Source organism: Klebsiella sp. H-Nf2, from assembly GCF_002806645.1.
In the GTDB taxonomy this organism is placed as follows: domain Bacteria; phylum Pseudomonadota; class Gammaproteobacteria; order Enterobacterales; family Enterobacteriaceae; genus Klebsiella; species Klebsiella variicola.
Map to the genome: position 1 here is coordinate 166,217 of NZ_PIBL01000005.1, position 14,855 is coordinate 181,071.

The 14,855-nt window shown below is 57.9% G+C and carries 15 protein-coding genes; 5 read left to right on the forward strand and 10 right to left on the reverse strand.

Translation table 11 applies throughout. The features are described 5' to 3' along the window. Positions 1-430: 430 nt before the first annotated feature. From CWM58_RS14745 to yobA, 3 genes are read right to left on the reverse strand one after another with little or no spacing between them, the layout of a single operon-like run. Positions 431-769, reverse strand: a complete 339-nt coding sequence (locus CWM58_RS14745; protein WP_008804271.1) for a YebY family protein — start codon at positions 767-769, stop codon at positions 431-433. 16 nt (positions 770-785) lie between these two features. Next, complete coding sequence (copD, locus tag CWM58_RS14750; protein WP_100681211.1) at positions 786-1,655, reverse strand: copper homeostasis membrane protein CopD; 870 nt, start codon at positions 1,653-1,655, stop codon at positions 786-788. Between the two features lie 3 nt (positions 1,656-1,658). Beyond that, the gene (gene yobA / locus CWM58_RS14755) at positions 1,659-2,033 is read right to left on the reverse strand and encodes a CopC domain-containing protein YobA (protein ID WP_100681212.1); all 375 of its coding nucleotides are present in this window, start codon (positions 2,031-2,033) and stop codon (positions 1,659-1,661) included. Positions 2,034-2,146: 113 nt separating this feature from the next. Here yobA and CWM58_RS14760 point away from each other — a divergent pair, with 113 nt between their 5' ends. Together CWM58_RS14760 and exoX are read left to right on the forward strand one after the other, a co-directional pair. Continuing rightward, positions 2,147-2,377 (forward strand): DNA polymerase III subunit theta, encoded by a 231-nt coding sequence (locus CWM58_RS14760; protein WP_012541260.1) that lies wholly within the window; start codon positions 2,147-2,149, stop codon positions 2,375-2,377. Between the two features lie 78 nt (positions 2,378-2,455). Continuing rightward, on the forward strand, positions 2,456-3,115 hold the full coding sequence (gene exoX / locus CWM58_RS14765) for an exodeoxyribonuclease X (RefSeq protein ID WP_100681213.1): 660 nt from the start codon (positions 2,456-2,458) through the stop codon (positions 3,113-3,115). A 3-nt stretch (positions 3,116-3,118) separates the two neighbouring features. On the opposite strand, the gene ptrB is transcribed toward exoX, so the two are convergent. The 3 genes from ptrB to CWM58_RS14780 form a co-directional block, all read right to left on the reverse strand. Continuing rightward, positions 3,119-5,179, reverse strand: coding sequence for an oligopeptidase B (gene ptrB / locus CWM58_RS14770; protein ID WP_100681214.1), 2,061 nt, complete (start codon positions 5,177-5,179; stop codon positions 3,119-3,121). Positions 5,180-5,299: 120 nt separating this feature from the next. After that, entirely contained in the window at positions 5,300-5,962 is a 663-nt protein-coding gene (locus CWM58_RS14775) for a tellurite resistance TerB family protein (RefSeq protein WP_074385458.1), read from the reverse strand. Between the two features lie 145 nt (positions 5,963-6,107). Next, positions 6,108-6,455 (reverse strand): YebG family protein, encoded by a 348-nt coding sequence (locus tag CWM58_RS14780; RefSeq protein WP_100681215.1) that lies wholly within the window; start codon positions 6,453-6,455, stop codon positions 6,108-6,110. A gap of 135 nt (positions 6,456-6,590) precedes the next feature. On the opposite strand from CWM58_RS14780, the gene purT reads away from it, so the two are divergent. Further along, a complete protein-coding gene (purT, locus tag CWM58_RS14785) occupies positions 6,591-7,769 on the forward strand; it encodes a formate-dependent phosphoribosylglycinamide formyltransferase (protein ID WP_100675386.1) in 1,179 nt (392 codons plus the stop codon). Between the two features lie 57 nt (positions 7,770-7,826). Here purT and CWM58_RS14790 read toward each other — a convergent pair whose 3' ends face one another. The 4 genes from CWM58_RS14790 to CWM58_RS14805 all read right to left on the reverse strand — a co-directional run bounded on the left by CWM58_RS14790 (position 7,827) and on the right by CWM58_RS14805 (position 12,176). Then, positions 7,827-8,468, reverse strand: a complete 642-nt coding sequence (locus tag CWM58_RS14790) for a bifunctional 4-hydroxy-2-oxoglutarate aldolase/2-dehydro-3-deoxy-phosphogluconate aldolase (RefSeq protein ID WP_002911423.1) — start codon at positions 8,466-8,468, stop codon at positions 7,827-7,829. A 38-nt stretch (positions 8,469-8,506) separates the two neighbouring features. Continuing rightward, complete coding sequence (gene edd / locus CWM58_RS14795; RefSeq protein ID WP_100681216.1) at positions 8,507-10,318, reverse strand: phosphogluconate dehydratase; 1,812 nt, start codon at positions 10,316-10,318, stop codon at positions 8,507-8,509. 222 nt (positions 10,319-10,540) lie between these two features. Continuing rightward, positions 10,541-12,016 carry a glucose-6-phosphate dehydrogenase gene (gene zwf, locus CWM58_RS14800; RefSeq protein WP_008804260.1) on the reverse strand — a complete coding sequence of 492 codons (1,476 nt, stop codon included), beginning with the start codon at positions 12,014-12,016 and terminating at the stop codon, positions 10,541-10,543. A 10-nt stretch (positions 12,017-12,026) separates the two neighbouring features. Next, complete coding sequence (locus CWM58_RS14805) at positions 12,027-12,176, reverse strand: hypothetical protein (protein WP_004145554.1); 150 nt, start codon at positions 12,174-12,176, stop codon at positions 12,027-12,029. 159 nt (positions 12,177-12,335) lie between these two features. On the opposite strand from CWM58_RS14805, the gene CWM58_RS14815 reads away from it, so the two are divergent. Both CWM58_RS14815 and pyk read left to right on the forward strand, forming a co-directional pair. Continuing rightward, positions 12,336-13,241 (forward strand): MurR/RpiR family transcriptional regulator, encoded by a 906-nt coding sequence (locus CWM58_RS14815; RefSeq protein WP_162677299.1) that lies wholly within the window; start codon positions 12,336-12,338, stop codon positions 13,239-13,241. Positions 13,242-13,366: 125 nt separating this feature from the next. After that, on the forward strand, positions 13,367-14,809 hold the full coding sequence (gene pyk / locus CWM58_RS14820; RefSeq protein WP_074385455.1) for a pyruvate kinase: 1,443 nt from the start codon (positions 13,367-13,369) through the stop codon (positions 14,807-14,809). The last annotated feature ends 46 nt before the right edge of the window (positions 14,810-14,855 follow it).

The following is a 14,855-nucleotide window of genomic DNA, read 5'->3' on the forward strand; positions in this document are numbered from 1 at the left end:
CTCAGTTTCAGATCTCTCCTTCCCGACGCAACCCTTCCTCAGGATGCGATTTGTGTGTAAATGGATTGTGTATGCTAAAAACGGTGTGCTATAACGGGACATCCAGAGGCCAGCCTGGGGTTTGACTGACATGATGTCGCTGGCTATTGCGAAAGCAAAAAGTGACAGATAAAAAGAGACCGAATACGATTCCTGTATTCGGTCCAGGGAAATGGCTCTTGGGAGAGAGCCGTGCGCTAAAAGTTGGCATTAATGCAGGCTAAGTCGCCTTGCACTATAAGAATAGTTTAACGCGTCAGCTTTTCCAGTCCGCGGCCAATGTGGTCGTATAATTCCTGGTAAACGGCTGTCAGCCAGTAAAAAACCGCCACTGCCGTTATCCGGCAAGGGCGGTTTTTTTTATGCTATTACAGTAAGATAACGCGGAACGCTAGCAGAGCTTCTGCGCTCGCTCGATAAATGGCGCGAGGCTCATTTTTTGTCCCGGATGCTGCGGATCGTCGATCTGGATCACAGAGATCGGCTGCGCGGTCGTCTTGCCGGCTTTAACCTGCTGTTCCGCTACGTCATTGAGCGGATACTGGACCAGCGTACTTGGGTTGATGGCGTAAAGCGCGTTACCCGGACGGCAGGTCAACATCACCTCTTCACGGTTGAACGCCCAGCTCTCCTTCCCCACTTCAAAGCGGCTCACGGTGATAATTTGCGGCGCCGCCAGAGCAGCCCCGGAGCTTGCCAGTAACAACATGGTCAGAACAATTTTTTTCATGATTTTGCCAGTTAATTCAATAAGGTTCCCAGGTGGCAAACAGACTGACGGCCAGCAGCGCCAGCGCGCCCAGCCCTATCTCAGCCTGCGTGGTCCGCAGGATCAGGCTTTCCGCCCGCGAACCGCTTGCCGACATGCGCGGTACCAGAACATACCTGTTCACTAAGGCAATTACCACCATCCCGGCGACCAGCGCACATTTGATCAACAGCATGCGCCCCCAGGGCGAGGTTCCGATCACCGCGCCCTGGATCAACAGCGCATTGACTACGCCGCTGGCAAGGGTGCCGGCCACTGCCAGATGTCCGTAACGCGAAAAGCGCGCCATGGTATAGATTGCAGCCTGACGCCAGCGCCCCTGCGCCAGGCGCAGGCAGTAGATGAAGGGCAACAGGCCGCCGAACCAGCTGGCGACGCAGAAGAGGTGGACGGCATGATTAGTCCGCTGCAGGGCGCCAAGTAAGCCATCGTGCATGGCGGCATGTCCTACCCCGGCGGAAAGCAACAGCTGGGCTGCCAGCAGGGCCATCAGTTGCCTGGCGCCGTGATGGGGACGGATCCACACCACGGCGAAAGCAGTCAACGCCAGCAGGATCTGCCAGATCCACACCCCGCCGAAGCGGGTACCCGCTACCGCCTGCCAAACGGCGGGCTGCCAGACATCCGCCCAGCCGTCGCCCATTATCCCCCCCTGCAGCAGATACAGCGCCACGGTTGAGAGCGCGCCGATCAACATCAGGGGGCGCAATAGCGGATAAAAGCGGTGCATCAGCACGCGCCTCAGCGGTACTGGCGCCCACCAGGCGCCGTACAGCACGCAGCCAAAAGCCAACATCAGGGTGATAAAGTGCCCAAAACGCAGCGTGATATAGAGCCCGGTCAACATCGATCACTTCACGCTAAAAGTGTATTGCCCTTTGGTTTTATGGCCGTCAACCGAGACCACATGCCATGCTACGGTGTACTCCCCCGGAGGCAACGTTTCCGCCAGGGGTAAGGTGACCTGAGCGGGGTTGTCAGCGCTGCGGGTCAGTTTTCCGGTGGCTACCGCGTGCTGCTGCGGACCGGTGACGACCACGCCGCTGAAGGCCGGTTCGATCCCTTCGGAGAAACTGAGCGTCAGCGTCTGAGGGGGAGCGGTCAGCTGTGCACCCGCGGCGGGGATCTGCTGTTGCAGGTGAGCGTGGGCGAAGGCGCCTGCCGCGGTTAACATACCGGCAAACGCAACCGAGAGGCGCAACGCGCGTCCAGCGAGGAGTCGCATATTCGTCATTCCCTTTTGTTATGTCTGTAGGACAGAGAATAACCCTGTATAATGGCAGAGTCGAGCTAAGCGTCAGCGCCTCGACCGGGTTTACCAGCACACTGGAGTTAATAATGGAAAGAAATCTGGCCAAAATTTCGCAAGCTGAGATGGATAAGGTCAACGTCGATCTCGCCGCCGCCGGCGTCGCGTTTAAGGAGCGATACAACATGCCGGTGGTCGCTGATTTGGTCGAGCGTGAGCAGCCCGCCCATCTGCGCGACTGGTTCCGCGAACGACTGATCGCCCACCGGCTGGCGTCTGTTTCGCTTTCCCGACTGCCCTGGGAGCCGAAGCAGAAATAATGCGCGCCCGCCTGCTCCCCGTCGGTTGGCAAGGCCACCCAATTCCTTTACGCTTGTTGTTTTGCTCTGGAGCGAGCCATGTTGCGCGTCATTGATACCGAAACCTGCGGCCTGCAGGGGGGCATCGTCGAAATCGCCTCGGTCGACATTGTCGATGGGCACATCACTAACCCGATGAGCCATCTGGTGCGTCCTGACCGCCCCATCACGCCGCAGGCGATGGCTATCCACCGTATAACGGAAGAGATGGTCGCTGATAAGCCGTGGATTGAGGAGATTATTCCGCACTATCTGGGCAGTCCCTGGTATGTCGCGCACAACGCCAGCTTTGACCTCCGGGTATTACCGGAGATGAGCGGCGAGTGGATTTGTACCATGAAGCTGGCCCGCCGCCTGTGGCCGGGGATCAAATACAGCAATATGGGGTTATATAAATCACGTAAGCTGAATGTGGCGACCCCGCCGGGGCTGCATCACCACCGCGCGCTGTATGACTGCTATATCACCGCCGCGCTGTTGCTGGATATCATCAACGTTTCCGGCTGGACGCCTGACGAAATGGCCAATATTACCGGCCGCCCGGCGCTGCTTACCACCTTTACTTTCGGCAAATACCGGGGTAAAGCGGTGGCCGAAATTGCTGAAAACGACCCCGGCTACCTGCGCTGGTTATTCAACAATCTCGACCGCATGAGCCCCGAACTGCGCCTGACCCTCAAACATTACCTCGGGGAATAGTCATCACACTGCCGCTTTCCCCGGCAGTGTCCCCTGCGCCAGGGCAATGAAAAAGGCATACTCCAGCGCCACTCCCTCATAGCTTTTAAAGCGCCCGGATTTGCCGCCATGGCCGGAATCCATATCGGTGCAAAGCAGCAGCAGGTTATCGTCGGTTTTCAGTTCCCGCAGTTTGGCCACCCATTTTGCCGGCTCCCAGTATTGCACTTGGGAATCGTGCAGCCCGGTGGTCACCAGCATATGCGGATAAGCCTGCGCCCGGACGCCGTCGTAAGGGCTGTAGCTTTTCATGTAGTGGTAATAGGTTTCATCCTGTGGGTTCCCCCACTCTTCAAATTCCCCGGTGGTCAGTGGAATAGATTCATCCAGCATGGTGGTCACCACATCGACGAACGGCACCTGGGCTATCACGCCATGAAACAGCTCAGGACGTTCGTTAACGGCCACGCCCATCAGCATCCCGCCGGCGCTGCCCCCCATGCCATAGCAGAGCTGCGGATCGCCGTACCTCTGGGCCAACAGCGCGTCACAGACGTCCAGATAGTCATTGAAGGTATTTTTCTTACTCAGAAATTTGCCGTCCTCATACCACTGCTGCCCCAGCTCGCCCCCGCCGCGGACGTGGGCAATGGCGTAGACAAAGCCCCGGTTGAGCAGACTTAGCCGGCTGGCGCTGAAATCGGCATCGATACTCTCGCCATATGAGCCATAGCCATAGACCAGCAGCGGATTGCTCCCTTTGCGGAAATGGTCGCGATGGTAGACCAGCGATACCGGAACCTCGACGCCATCGCGGGCGGTCACCCACAGGTGTTCGCTCTGGTAGCAGCTCGTGTCCAGCCCCTTCACTTCCTGCTGCTTGATAACCCGCCGTTCGCCGGTATCCATATCCAGTTCAAACAGGGTGTCCGGCGTGGTCATGGAGGAATACCCGTAACGCAGGCGCGACGTTTCGGGTTCCGGATTATAGGCAAGCCAGGTGACATAGGCCGGATCGTCAAAGGCGATCCCTACCACCTCCCGGGTCTTGCGGTTAATTTGCCGCAAGCTGGTCAGGCCGCGCTGGCGCTCCTCGACGACCAGCCAGTCGGTAAACAGCGTAAATCCTTCGAGCATCACGTCGTGACGCGGCGCGATCAGCGTGGTCCACTGATCTTCATCGCGCAGCACGGTACGGTAGAGGCCAAAATTCTTCCCCTCCCGGTTGGATCGCAGATAGAACGCGTGCTGATAGTGATCGAGGCTGTATTCGTGATCTTTCCGCCGCGGCAGGAAGCAGACCGGCTCAGCGTCAGGGAGTTCGGCGTTGAGCAGTAATGCTTCACTGGTGGTGGCGCTGGAGAGATAAATCACCACGAACTGCTGGGAAGTGGTCTTATGTACGCTGACGTAGAAGGTCTCATCTTTTTCTTCATACACCAGCACATCACTCTGCGCCGCGGTACCCACCGTGTGGCGCCAGACCTGATAAGGCAGCAGTGTGGTGGGATGTTTACGCACGTACCACACAAAGCGGGAATCATTACTCCAGGCAAAGCCGGAGGTGACATTTTCCAGGATCTCCGGGTACCACTCACCGCTGCTAAGATTGCAGAAGCGCAGGCCATACTGGCGGCGGGAAAGATAATCCTCCGCCACCGCCATCAATTGGTTATTCGGCGCGACGCCCAGTCCGCCAAGGGTGTAGAACTCACTCTTCGCCGCCCGCTGGTTGCCGTCAAGCAGGATCTCCCATTCATCCCACTCCTCTTTGAGCACCGACTGGCGCTGATAGATGGCGTATTCACAGCCCGGCTCGTAAACCTGGCGGTAGCGAAAACCGTTTTTACTGTAAGGGGCGGAGACTTCCCGTTGCGGAATGCGGTCGATAATTTCTTTCAGCAGACGTTCCTGCAGGCTGAGCTGCGAATCCATCACCCGCTTGCCGTAGGCGTTCTCCGCGTGCAGATAGTCCAGCACGTCAGGTTGCGCGCGCTCATCGTCGCGCAGCCAGTAATAGTTATCGATGCGTGTATCGCCATGCAAGGTCATGGCGTGAGGGATCCGTTTGGCTTTTGGTGGCATGTTGGTCTTCTGCTGCTTTATCGTGACACAAGAGCATTCAGGCCACACGGCGGCGCCTGAATGATGACGTGTCTATAAGGGTGGCAAAAGACGCGGGCGATGCAAGCGAAACGTGATAATTTAGACGCTTAGCGCTTGTTTTTGTGACTGGATATCCTGTTCTATATCGGCCCGGACATCCTTTGGCAGTGACAGCGCGTCTCCCAGCGCGTTCAGATAACTGCGTTCCATAAAGTGGTCGATATCAATGACCGCGCAGCTGACGTAGTAAATCTCCAGTGCCTCCTGCGGATCAACGATGCCCTCCGCCAGACGCTGTGGATCCAGCGGTTGGGCCAGCGCCTGGTCGATCAGCACCCGAGCCTGAACGTCAATATTGGCCGCCCGCAGCTGGGCTTCAATATTGGCCCGCTCGTGGTCATCAATATGACCATCGCTCTTGGCGGCAAAAACCAGCGCGGTGATCAGCCGCACGCTGCGCGGATCAACGTCCGCCGGCACGACAGCCGGCGTGCTCGCCTCGGACGCAGGCGCGTTTTGAGCGCGCATCTTCTGTTGATACTTGTTCCATAACACCGTACCCGCCACCGCCCCACCGCCTGCCAGCAGCGCGCTGGTGCCGTACTTCGCCAGCAGTTTGCGTGAGGATTTACTGGCCACCAGCAACCCGGCCAGCCCGCCAATCGCACCAGGCAGCAGTGCGCTCCCTTTTGACGACTCGCCTGTCGGTGACGCGCCCTGCTGCCCGAGCAGCGACTGCAGTTGATTAAGCCAGTTAGCCATGGTTTTCCTCTCAGGTGATAAAACACTGCTATCAGCCTAAACGACGCGATGTCAGGAAATGTTAGACCTGGCTAAAGATGCGCAAAGGTGGGCGCGGCAGACAAATCCCTGCCCAGCCAGCCAGACCATAGCTGGCTGCTGCCGGTCAGGCCACTTTCGCCTTACGCGCTTTGGTCGCTGGCGCCGCGGCGTCATCCGCCGGAGAAGCCTCTTCTGCCGCCGACGACGCGGGTGAGTCGTGCGCGGACGCATCCTGCTCCGGCAATCGGCCGACGCGCAGGATATGCTGCAGCGCCTCTTTTCGCTCTGCCAGCCACATCGCCATGGTGTCACGCTGGGCGTCATCCATCTCCAGCGGCGATGCCATCAGCCAGTCATTCAGCACCTCTGCCAGATCGAGCATTTTGTCGTAAGCGTCGGCCTCTTTTTTGCTGGCAAAAGACATTTTTTCCTCACCTTCGCGGATCACAACATATTTAATTTCAACCGCCATGCTGCAGCCTCTCAGTACTGTATTTTTATACAGTATAACAAATTTCCTCTCCGGACTCAACTCACGCGCGTAAAGACAGACGCAAACGTTTTCGTTTATAATCGGCGGCATCTTTTTTTACTGCGGAAGAGAGTTATGACTGTATTAGGCACCGCGCTGCGCCCGGCAGCCACCAAAGTAATGCTGTTAGGTTCCGGCGAGCTGGGCAAAGAAGTCGCCATTGAATGTCAGCGTCTGGGCATTGAAACTATCGCCGTCGACCGCTACCCCGATGCCCCGGCGATGCAGGTCGCCCACCGCGCCCACGTCATCAATATGCTGCACGGCGAGAGCCTGCGCGCCCTGATTGAACAGGAAAAACCCGATTACATCGTGCCGGAGATCGAAGCTATTGCTACCGATACCCTGGTTGAACTGGAGCAGGCCGGGCAGAAAGTGGTCCCCACGGCGCGGGCGGCAAAGCTCACCATGAACCGCGAAGGCATTCGCCGCCTGGCGGCAGAAGAGCTGCAGCTCCCCACCTCCAGCTATCGCTTCGCCGACAGCGAAGAAGGCTTCCGTGCGGCCGTTACCGAGATCGGTTTGCCATGCATCGTCAAACCGGTGATGAGCTCCTCCGGCAAAGGCCAGAGCTTTATCCGCTCGGCTGACCAGCTCAGCGAAGCCTGGCGCTATGCGCAGCAGGGCGGCCGCGCCGGCGCCGGGCGGGTGATCGTCGAGGGGGTGGTGAATTTCGACTTTGAAATCACCCTGCTCACCGTCAGCGCCGTCGATGGCGTGCATTTCTGCGCCCCGGTTGGCCATCGCCAGGAAGACGGCGATTACCGTGAGTCCTGGCAACCGCAGCAGATGAGCGACCTGGCCCTCGAACGTGCCCAGGCCATCGCCCGCAAGGTGGTGCTGGCGCTGGGCGGTCATGGCCTGTTTGGCGTGGAACTGTTCGTATGCGGCGACGAGGTGATCTTTAGCGAAGTCTCCCCGCGCCCACATGACACCGGCATGGTGACGCTGATCTCGCAGGATCTCTCGGAATTCGCCCTGCACGTTCGCGCCTTCCTTGGACTGCCCGTCGGCGCTATCCGCCAGTATGGTCCGGCCGCTTCCGCAGTGATCCTTCCGCAGCTGACCAGCCAGAACGTCAGCTTTGGCCAGTTGCAATCGGCCGTCGGGGCTGGCCTGCAGCTGCGTTTGTTCGGCAAGCCCGAGATTGACGGTACCCGCCGCCTGGGGGTGACCCTCGCCGTTGCCGATTCAGTCGAAGAGGCCGTGGCACGGGCTAAAACTGCCGCCGCGGCGGTCATCGTCGAAGGGTAGAGACAAAAAAACCCGGTCGCGTTGCCGCTGACCGGGTTGTCGACCTTGAGGCGCGGTTTACTTCGCGCCTTCCACCGCTTCACGCGCCAGGGTGGTAATGCGATCGTAGTCGCCGGCCTCCAGCGCATCGGCTGGCACCAGCCAGGAACCGCCGATGCACAGCACGCTGTTCAGCGCCAGGTAGTCACGGTAGTTGGCCGGAGAGATACCGCCGGTCGGGCAGAAACGAATGTGGCCGAACGGACCCGCAATCGCCTGTAGGGCTTTCACGCCGCCGTTGGCTTCCGCCGGGAAGAATTTAAACTCTTTCAGACCATACTGCATACCCAGCATCAGCTCGGACACCGTGCTGATCCCCGGGATCAGCGGAATGGTGCCGTCTTCGGTCGCCGCTTTCAGCAGGGATTCGGTCAGTCCCGGGCTGATAGCGAACTGCGCGCCAGCTTCCGTTACCGCTTTCAGTTGCTCGACGTTGGTGACCGTGCCCGCGCCGACAATCGCGTCCGGCACTTCTTTAGCAATCGCGCGGATCGCTTCCAGGGCGCACTCGGTGCGCAGGGTGACTTCCAGCACGCGCACGCCGCCCGCGACCAGCGCTTTCGCCATCGGTACCGCATGCTCCAGCTTTTTCACCACGATAACCGGGACAACCGGACCGGAGGTGAGGATTGCTTCTGCTGTTGTTTTCCAGTTTTTCATCAGGATTTTCTCTCGCCAGATCTAGAAATAAAATCGTCTTAAAAAGTGATGCAGGTTGCGCCCTGCTCCGCGCCAGAGAGCTTCTCACGCAGCGCCCCAAACATCTCCCGACCGGTTCCCACGCGCGACGCGCTGAGGTCAGGGATATGCGGCTGACGCGCCGCCAGTTCGGCATCGTCCACCAGCAGCGTCAGTTCTCCCGTCTGTCCGTTCACGCGAATCACATCGCCATCGCGCACTTTGGCCAGCAAACCACCGTCATACGCTTCAGGCGTGACATGGATAGCTGACGGGACTTTACCGGAGGCGCCAGAGAGTCGGCCATCGGTCACCAGCGCTATTTTGAAACGGCGGTCCAATAATACACCAAGTGGCGGCATAAGTTTATGTAATTCTGGCATCCCGTTCGCTTTTGGCCCCTGATGACGGACCACCACCACACAATCTTTATCCAGCAAGCCCGCTTCAAAGGCCGGCAATACGTCGTGTTGGCTCTCGAACACCACCGCCGGCGCTTCAATCACCTGGTTCTCTACCGGGACCGCCGACGTTTTCATTACCGCGCGTCCCAGGTTGCCGCTCAGCACTTTCGTGCCGCCGTGGCGGGAGAACGGTTTCTCGAAGGTCGCGATGACCTGATCGTCAAGCGGCGCTGTCGCCCCTTCACGCCAGTCCAGCTCGCCGTTGTTGAGCCACGGTTCCAGGGTGTAACGCGACAGACCAAAGCCGGCGACGGTGTGAACATCCTCATGCAGCAGGCCGCCTTTCAGCAGCTCGCGCACCAGTACCGGAACGCCGCCCGCCGCCTGGAAGTGGTTAATATCCGCCGGGCCGTTGGGATAGAGGCGCGCCAGCAGCGGCACCACGTCTGACAGGTCGGAGAAATCGTCCCAGTTAATAATGATCCCCGCCGCGCGGGCCATCGCCACCAGGTGCATGGTATGGTTGGTGGAGCCACCGGTCGCCAGCAGCGCCACGATGCCGTTGACTACCACTTTTTCGTCGAACATTTTCCCCAGCGGCATCCACTCGTTGCCATTGCCGGTCATGCGGGTGACCTGGAGTGCGGCAGCGGCGGTCAGCGCGTCCCGCAGCGGGGCATCCGGATGGACGAAGGACGATCCCGGCAGTTGCATGCCCATAAACTCGACCACCATCTGGTTGGTGTTCGCCGTCCCGTAGAAAGTACAGGTTCCCGGCGCGTGATAAGAGGCGGCTTCGGACTCCAGCAGCGCCATACGATCCACTTTACCTTCCGCGTACAGCTGGCGAATGCGGACCTTCTCTTTATTAGCCAGGCCGCTGGCCATTGGACCGGACGGAATAAAGACCGACGGCAGATGGCCGAAAGAGAGCGCTGCCATGGTCAGGCCGGGGACAATTTTATCGCACACGCCGAGGTATAGCGCGCCATCGAACATGTTATGCGACAGGCCGATTGCGGCGGACATGGCGATCACTTCGCGGCTCAGCAATGAGAGCTCCATACCATCCTGCCCCTGGGTTACGCCGTCGCACATTGCCGGCACGCCGCCGGCCACCTGGCCGACCGCATTGGCGCTATGCAGCGCTTTACGGATGATGTCCGGATAGTGTTCATAGGGCTGGTGAGCGGACAACATATCGTTGTAGGAGGTGATGATGGCGATGTTGTTGCGCAACATGCTTTTCAGAGAGGCTTTGTCGTCAGCCTGACAGGCCGCGAAACCGTGAGCCAGATTGCCGCAGGCCAGTTGCGCACGATGCACGGTGTCGGTTTTGGCCTGGTTAATCCTTGCGAGGTAAGCCGCGCGGGTCTCACGCGACCGTTCGATAATGCGATTTGTTACCCGTAACATTGTCGAATTCATAAAGGCTCCTCAAATTTGTATCTGTCCGGCCGCTGCGTGATGACGTATTTTTGTGCTAAAGGCCACCAACACCAGCGCTCAGGGGCAAAATGTCTGAAAGCAGTGTAATAAAAAAAGCCCCGTGGGTGAATCCTCACGGGGCTTAAAAGATTAAAAAGCGTGCGACTTTCTGCGTCAGATCATGTTACCGGTAAAATAACCCTGACGGATTAGGCGGCGAGCTTACTCGAACTCGTTCCACGAGCGGCCGTCACGGGTGATCATCGCCACCGACGCAACCGGTCCCCAGGTCCCTGCCTGATACGGTTTCGGCGCATCGCGGTCGGCAGCCCAGGCTTCGGTGATGGAATCCACCCATTTCCACGCCTCTTCGACTTCATCACGGCGCACAAACAGCGCCTGGATACCGCGCATGGTCTCCAGCAACAGACGCTCATAAGCATCGGCCAGGTGCGTCTGATTAAAGGTCTCGGAGTAGCTCAGATCCAGCTTAGTGATCTGCAGATTATGCTTATGGTCGAGGCCCGGCACTTTGTTCAGCACCTGGATATCCACCCCTTCGTCCGGCTGCAGACGAATAGTCAGCTTGTTCTGCGGCAGCTCCTGCCAGGTCTCTTTAAACAGGTTCAGCTCCGGGGTTTTGAAGTAAACCACTACCTCAGAGCATTTGGTCGGCAGACGTTTGCCGGTGCGCAGATAGAACGGTACGCCGGCCCAGCGCCAGTTATCGATATCGACACGGATCGCCACGAAGGTTTCGGTGTTACTGGTTTTGTTGGCGCCCTCTTCTTCGAGGTAGCCCGGCACTTTTTTGCCCTGGGCAAAGCCGGCGGTGTACTGGCCGCGAACGGTTTTCTCACGCACGTTGGAGCGATCAATGCGACGCAGGGATTTCAGGACCTTGACCTTTTCATCACGGATGCTGTCGGCGCTGAGATCGGACGGCGGCGACATGGCAATCATGCAGAGGATCTGCAGCAGGTGGTTCTGGATCATGTCGCGCATCTGCCCGGCCTGGTCGAAGTAACCCCAGCGCCCTTCAATACCCACCTCTTCCGCGACGGTGATTTCGACATGATCGATAGTGCGGCAGTCCCAGTTATTGACAAACAGGGAGTTAGCAAAGCGCAGCGCCAGCAGGTTGAGGACCGTCTCTTTACCGAGGTAGTGGTCGATACGGTAGACCTGGCACTCTTCAAAAAACTCGCCGACCTGGTCATTGATTTCACGCGAGGTTTCCAGCGAGGTACCCAGCGGTTTTTCCATCACCACGCGCGCAGGCTTGGCATTGAGCTTCGCTTCGCCCAGACCTTTGCAGATCGCGCCAAAGGTGCTCGGCGGCATGGCGAAATAGTTGATGGTGACACGGTTCTGTTGATCCAGCATCTCACCCAGACGCGTGAAGCCGCTGGTGTCATTGACGTCAAGGTTACAGAACTCCAGGCGTCCGCTCAGGGAATCCCACAAACCTTCATCAATTTTTTCCTTCATGAAGGTTTCCAGCGCTTCGCGCACGACTTTGGTGTAAGCCGCTTTATCCCAATCGGCACGGCCGACGCCAATGATGCGGGTGTCGGCGTGGATCTGGCCCGCTTTTTCAAGCTGATACAGGGAAGGCAACAATTTACGTCGCGCCAGGTCGCCCTTCGCGCCGAAAATGACCAGGTCGCATGCCTGGGCCGTTTGCGTTACCGCCATGTCATTCTCCTCAGTTGATAGTCTGGTGCTTCTGCCAGGCTATATTTGTAATTTTCTTACACTGCACTGTACTGTGTTTACGTATTTCCCGAAAGCCTTCCCCTTCGTTTGCGGCGGTAAAACCGCACAGGGTGAAAACATTCGGCGATGATTTGGGCATCTGGCTGATATTGTTCGTTGTTTGTACCTGTTTCAGGTCAGTAAAATACGACTCTGATCATGTAATGAAAAAAAACAACATTATTTCACGTCATTCCTCACCGCTTGCGCTTGCGGAGGGGTATATTCTTGCTAAAACGCCCGATGATTTCACCCATTAATGAAATCGTTTCCATTGATGAGCGCCCTGTTACTAATGAACATGCTGGAAAAAATCCAGTCCCGACTGGAACACCTTAGCAAATCTGAACGCAAAGTGGCGGAAGTGATCCTCGCCACCCCCGCGCAGGCCATTCATTCGAGCATCGCCGCCCTCGCCCTTGAGGCCGGGGTGAGCGAACCGACCGTCAATCGCTTCTGCCGCAGCCTCGAAACCCGCGGGTTTCCTGATTTTAAACTGCACCTTGCCCAGAGCCTCGCGCACGGTACGCTCTATGTTAACCGGAATGTTGATGAAGACGACAGCGTTGAGTCATACACGGGAAAAATATTCGAATCGGCCATGGCGAGTTTAGATCAGGTCCACCATTCTCTCGACATGTCGGCGGTGAATCGCGCGGTGGATCTGCTGACTCAGGCCAAAAAAATCGCCTTTTTCGGCCTCGGTTCCTCGGCGGCGGTCGCCCATGATGCGATGAACAAATTTTTCCGCTTTAACGTACCGGTCATCTATTCCGACGACATTGTCCTGCAACGCATGAGCTGTATGAATTGCGATGACGATGATGTGGTGGTGATTATCTCACATACCGGAAGAACCAAGAGCCTGGTGGAACTGGCGCAGCTGGCCCGTGAAAACGATGCCATGGTGATCGCCCTCACCTCCGCCGGTACCCCCCTGGCCCGGGAAGCCACGCTCGCTATCACCCTCGATGTGCCGGAAGATACCGACATCTATATGCCGATGGTCTCCCGTCTGGCCCAGTTGACCGTCATCGACGTGCTGGCGACGGGTTTTACGCTGCGTCGGGGGGCAAAATTCAGAGATAACTTGAAGAGGGTCAAGGAAGCGCTGAAGGAATCGCGTTTTGATAAAGAACAGTTCGTACCCAGTGATAATCAATAAAAGTTGATAACAAGCAGTACCCCATTACACCTTCGATAACGATCCGGCTGTGCGACGTTGCAGGCTGGCGCTACCGAATCCATGTTCACGCAACACCAAAGTTGTATCAGTCAACGGAGTATTACATGTCCAGAAGGCTTCGCAGAACCAAAATCGTTACTACCTTAGGCCCAGCAACTGACCGTGATAACAACCTGGAAAAAGTTATCGCCGCGGGCGCAAACGTAGTGCGTATGAACTTCTCTCACGGCACCCCGGAAGATCATCAGCTCCGTGCCGACAAAGTGCGTGAGATTGCGGCGAAACTGGGCCGTCACGTTGCTATCCTCGGCGACCTCCAGGGACCAAAAATTCGCGTATCGACCTTCAAAGAAGGCAAAATTTTCCTCAATATCGGCGACAAATTCCTGCTCGACGCTAACCTCGGCAAAGGTGAAGGCGACAAAGAGAAAGTCGGGATCGACTACAAAGGCCTGCCGGCGGACGTCGTGCCGGGCGATATCCTGCTGCTCGACGATGGTCGCGTACAGCTGAAAGTCCTCGAAGTTCAGGGGATGAAAGTGTTTACTGAAGTGACTGTCGGCGGTCCGTTATCTAACAACAAAGGGATCAACAAGCTGGGCGGCGGTCTGTCTGCCGAAGCGCTGACCGACAAAGACAAGGCTGATATCGTCACCGCCGCCAAAATCGGCGTCGACTACCTGGCGGTCTCTTTCCCGCGCTGCGGCGAAGACCTGAACTACGCCCGTCGCCTGGCGCGCGATGCCGGCTGCGATGCGAAAATCGTCGCCAAAGTTGAGCGTGCGGAAGCAGTCTGCGATCAGGATGCGATGGACGACGTGATCCTCGCCTCCGATGTGGTCATGGTTGCGCGCGGCGACCTCGGCGTCGAAATCGGCGATCCAGAACTGGTGGGTATCCAGAAAGCGCTGATTCGTCGTGCCCGTCAGCTGAACCGTTCCGTCATTACCGCTACCCAGATGATGGAGTCGATGATCACCAACCCGATGCCGACTCGCGCGGAAGTGATGGACGTGGCCAACGCCGTGCTGGATGGTACCGATGCGGTGATGCTCTCCGCGGAAACCGCTGCCGGTCAGTACCCGTCGGAAACCGTGGCCGCGATGGCGCGCGTGTGTCTGGGCGCCGAAAAAATCCCGAGCCTCAACGTCTCCAAACACCGTCTGGACGTCCAGTTCGACAACGTGGAAGAAGCGATTGCCATGTCGGCGATGTATGCCGCCAACCACCTGAAAGGCATCACGGCCATCATCACCATGACTGAATCGGGCCGCACCGCGCTGATGACCTCGCGCATCAGTTCCGGTCTGCCGATTTTCGCCCTTTCCCGCCACGAGCGCACCCTGAACCTGACCGCACTCTACCGCGGGGTGACCCCGGTGTTCTTCGACAGCCAGAATGACGGGGTAGCCGCTGCGCACGATGCCGTCAATCTGCTGCGGGATAAAGGCTATCTCGTCTCCGGTGACCTCGTGGTCGTGACCCAGGGTGATGTGATGAGCACCATCGGCAGCACCAACACCACCCGTATCCTCACCGTCGAGTAAGCCTCGGTGTCGACCTGCCAGCGATGCGGCTGGCAGGTTTTTTTTG

What these genes read in the sequence shown, in the direction of transcription:
- CWM58_RS14790 (WP_002911423.1), bottom strand. Translation starts at nt 8,468, where the DNA reads ATGAAAAACTGGAAAACAACAGCAGAAGCAATCCTCACCTCCGGTCCG.
- purT (WP_100675386.1), top strand. Translation starts at nt 6,591, where the DNA reads ATGACTGTATTAGGCACCGCGCTGCGCCCGGCAGCCACCAAAGTAATG.
- edd (WP_100681216.1), bottom strand. Translation starts at nt 10,318, where the DNA reads ATGAATTCGACAATGTTACGGGTAACAAATCGCATTATCGAACGGTCG.
- CWM58_RS14775 (WP_074385458.1), bottom strand. Translation starts at nt 5,962, where the DNA reads ATGGCTAACTGGCTTAATCAACTGCAGTCGCTGCTCGGGCAGCAGGGC.
- CWM58_RS14745 (WP_008804271.1), bottom strand. Translation starts at nt 769, where the DNA reads ATGAAAAAAATTGTTCTGACCATGTTGTTACTGGCAAGCTCCGGGGCT.
- zwf (WP_008804260.1), bottom strand. Translation starts at nt 12,016, where the DNA reads ATGGCGGTAACGCAAACGGCCCAGGCATGCGACCTGGTCATTTTCGGC.
- copD (WP_100681211.1), bottom strand. Translation starts at nt 1,655, where the DNA reads ATGTTGACCGGGCTCTATATCACGCTGCGTTTTGGGCACTTTATCACC.
- pyk (WP_074385455.1), top strand. Translation starts at nt 13,367, where the DNA reads ATGTCCAGAAGGCTTCGCAGAACCAAAATCGTTACTACCTTAGGCCCA.
- yobA (WP_100681212.1), bottom strand. Translation starts at nt 2,033, where the DNA reads ATGCGACTCCTCGCTGGACGCGCGTTGCGCCTCTCGGTTGCGTTTGCC.
- exoX (WP_100681213.1), top strand. Translation starts at nt 2,456, where the DNA reads ATGTTGCGCGTCATTGATACCGAAACCTGCGGCCTGCAGGGGGGCATC.
- CWM58_RS14780 (WP_100681215.1), bottom strand. Translation starts at nt 6,455, where the DNA reads ATGGCGGTTGAAATTAAATATGTTGTGATCCGCGAAGGTGAGGAAAAA.
- CWM58_RS14760 (WP_012541260.1), top strand. Translation starts at nt 2,147, where the DNA reads ATGGAAAGAAATCTGGCCAAAATTTCGCAAGCTGAGATGGATAAGGTC.
- ptrB (WP_100681214.1), bottom strand. Translation starts at nt 5,179, where the DNA reads ATGCCACCAAAAGCCAAACGGATCCCTCACGCCATGACCTTGCATGGC.
- CWM58_RS14815 (WP_162677299.1), top strand. Translation starts at nt 12,336, where the DNA reads ATGAAATCGTTTCCATTGATGAGCGCCCTGTTACTAATGAACATGCTG.
- CWM58_RS14805 (WP_004145554.1), bottom strand. Translation starts at nt 12,176, where the DNA reads ATGCCCAAATCATCGCCGAATGTTTTCACCCTGTGCGGTTTTACCGCC.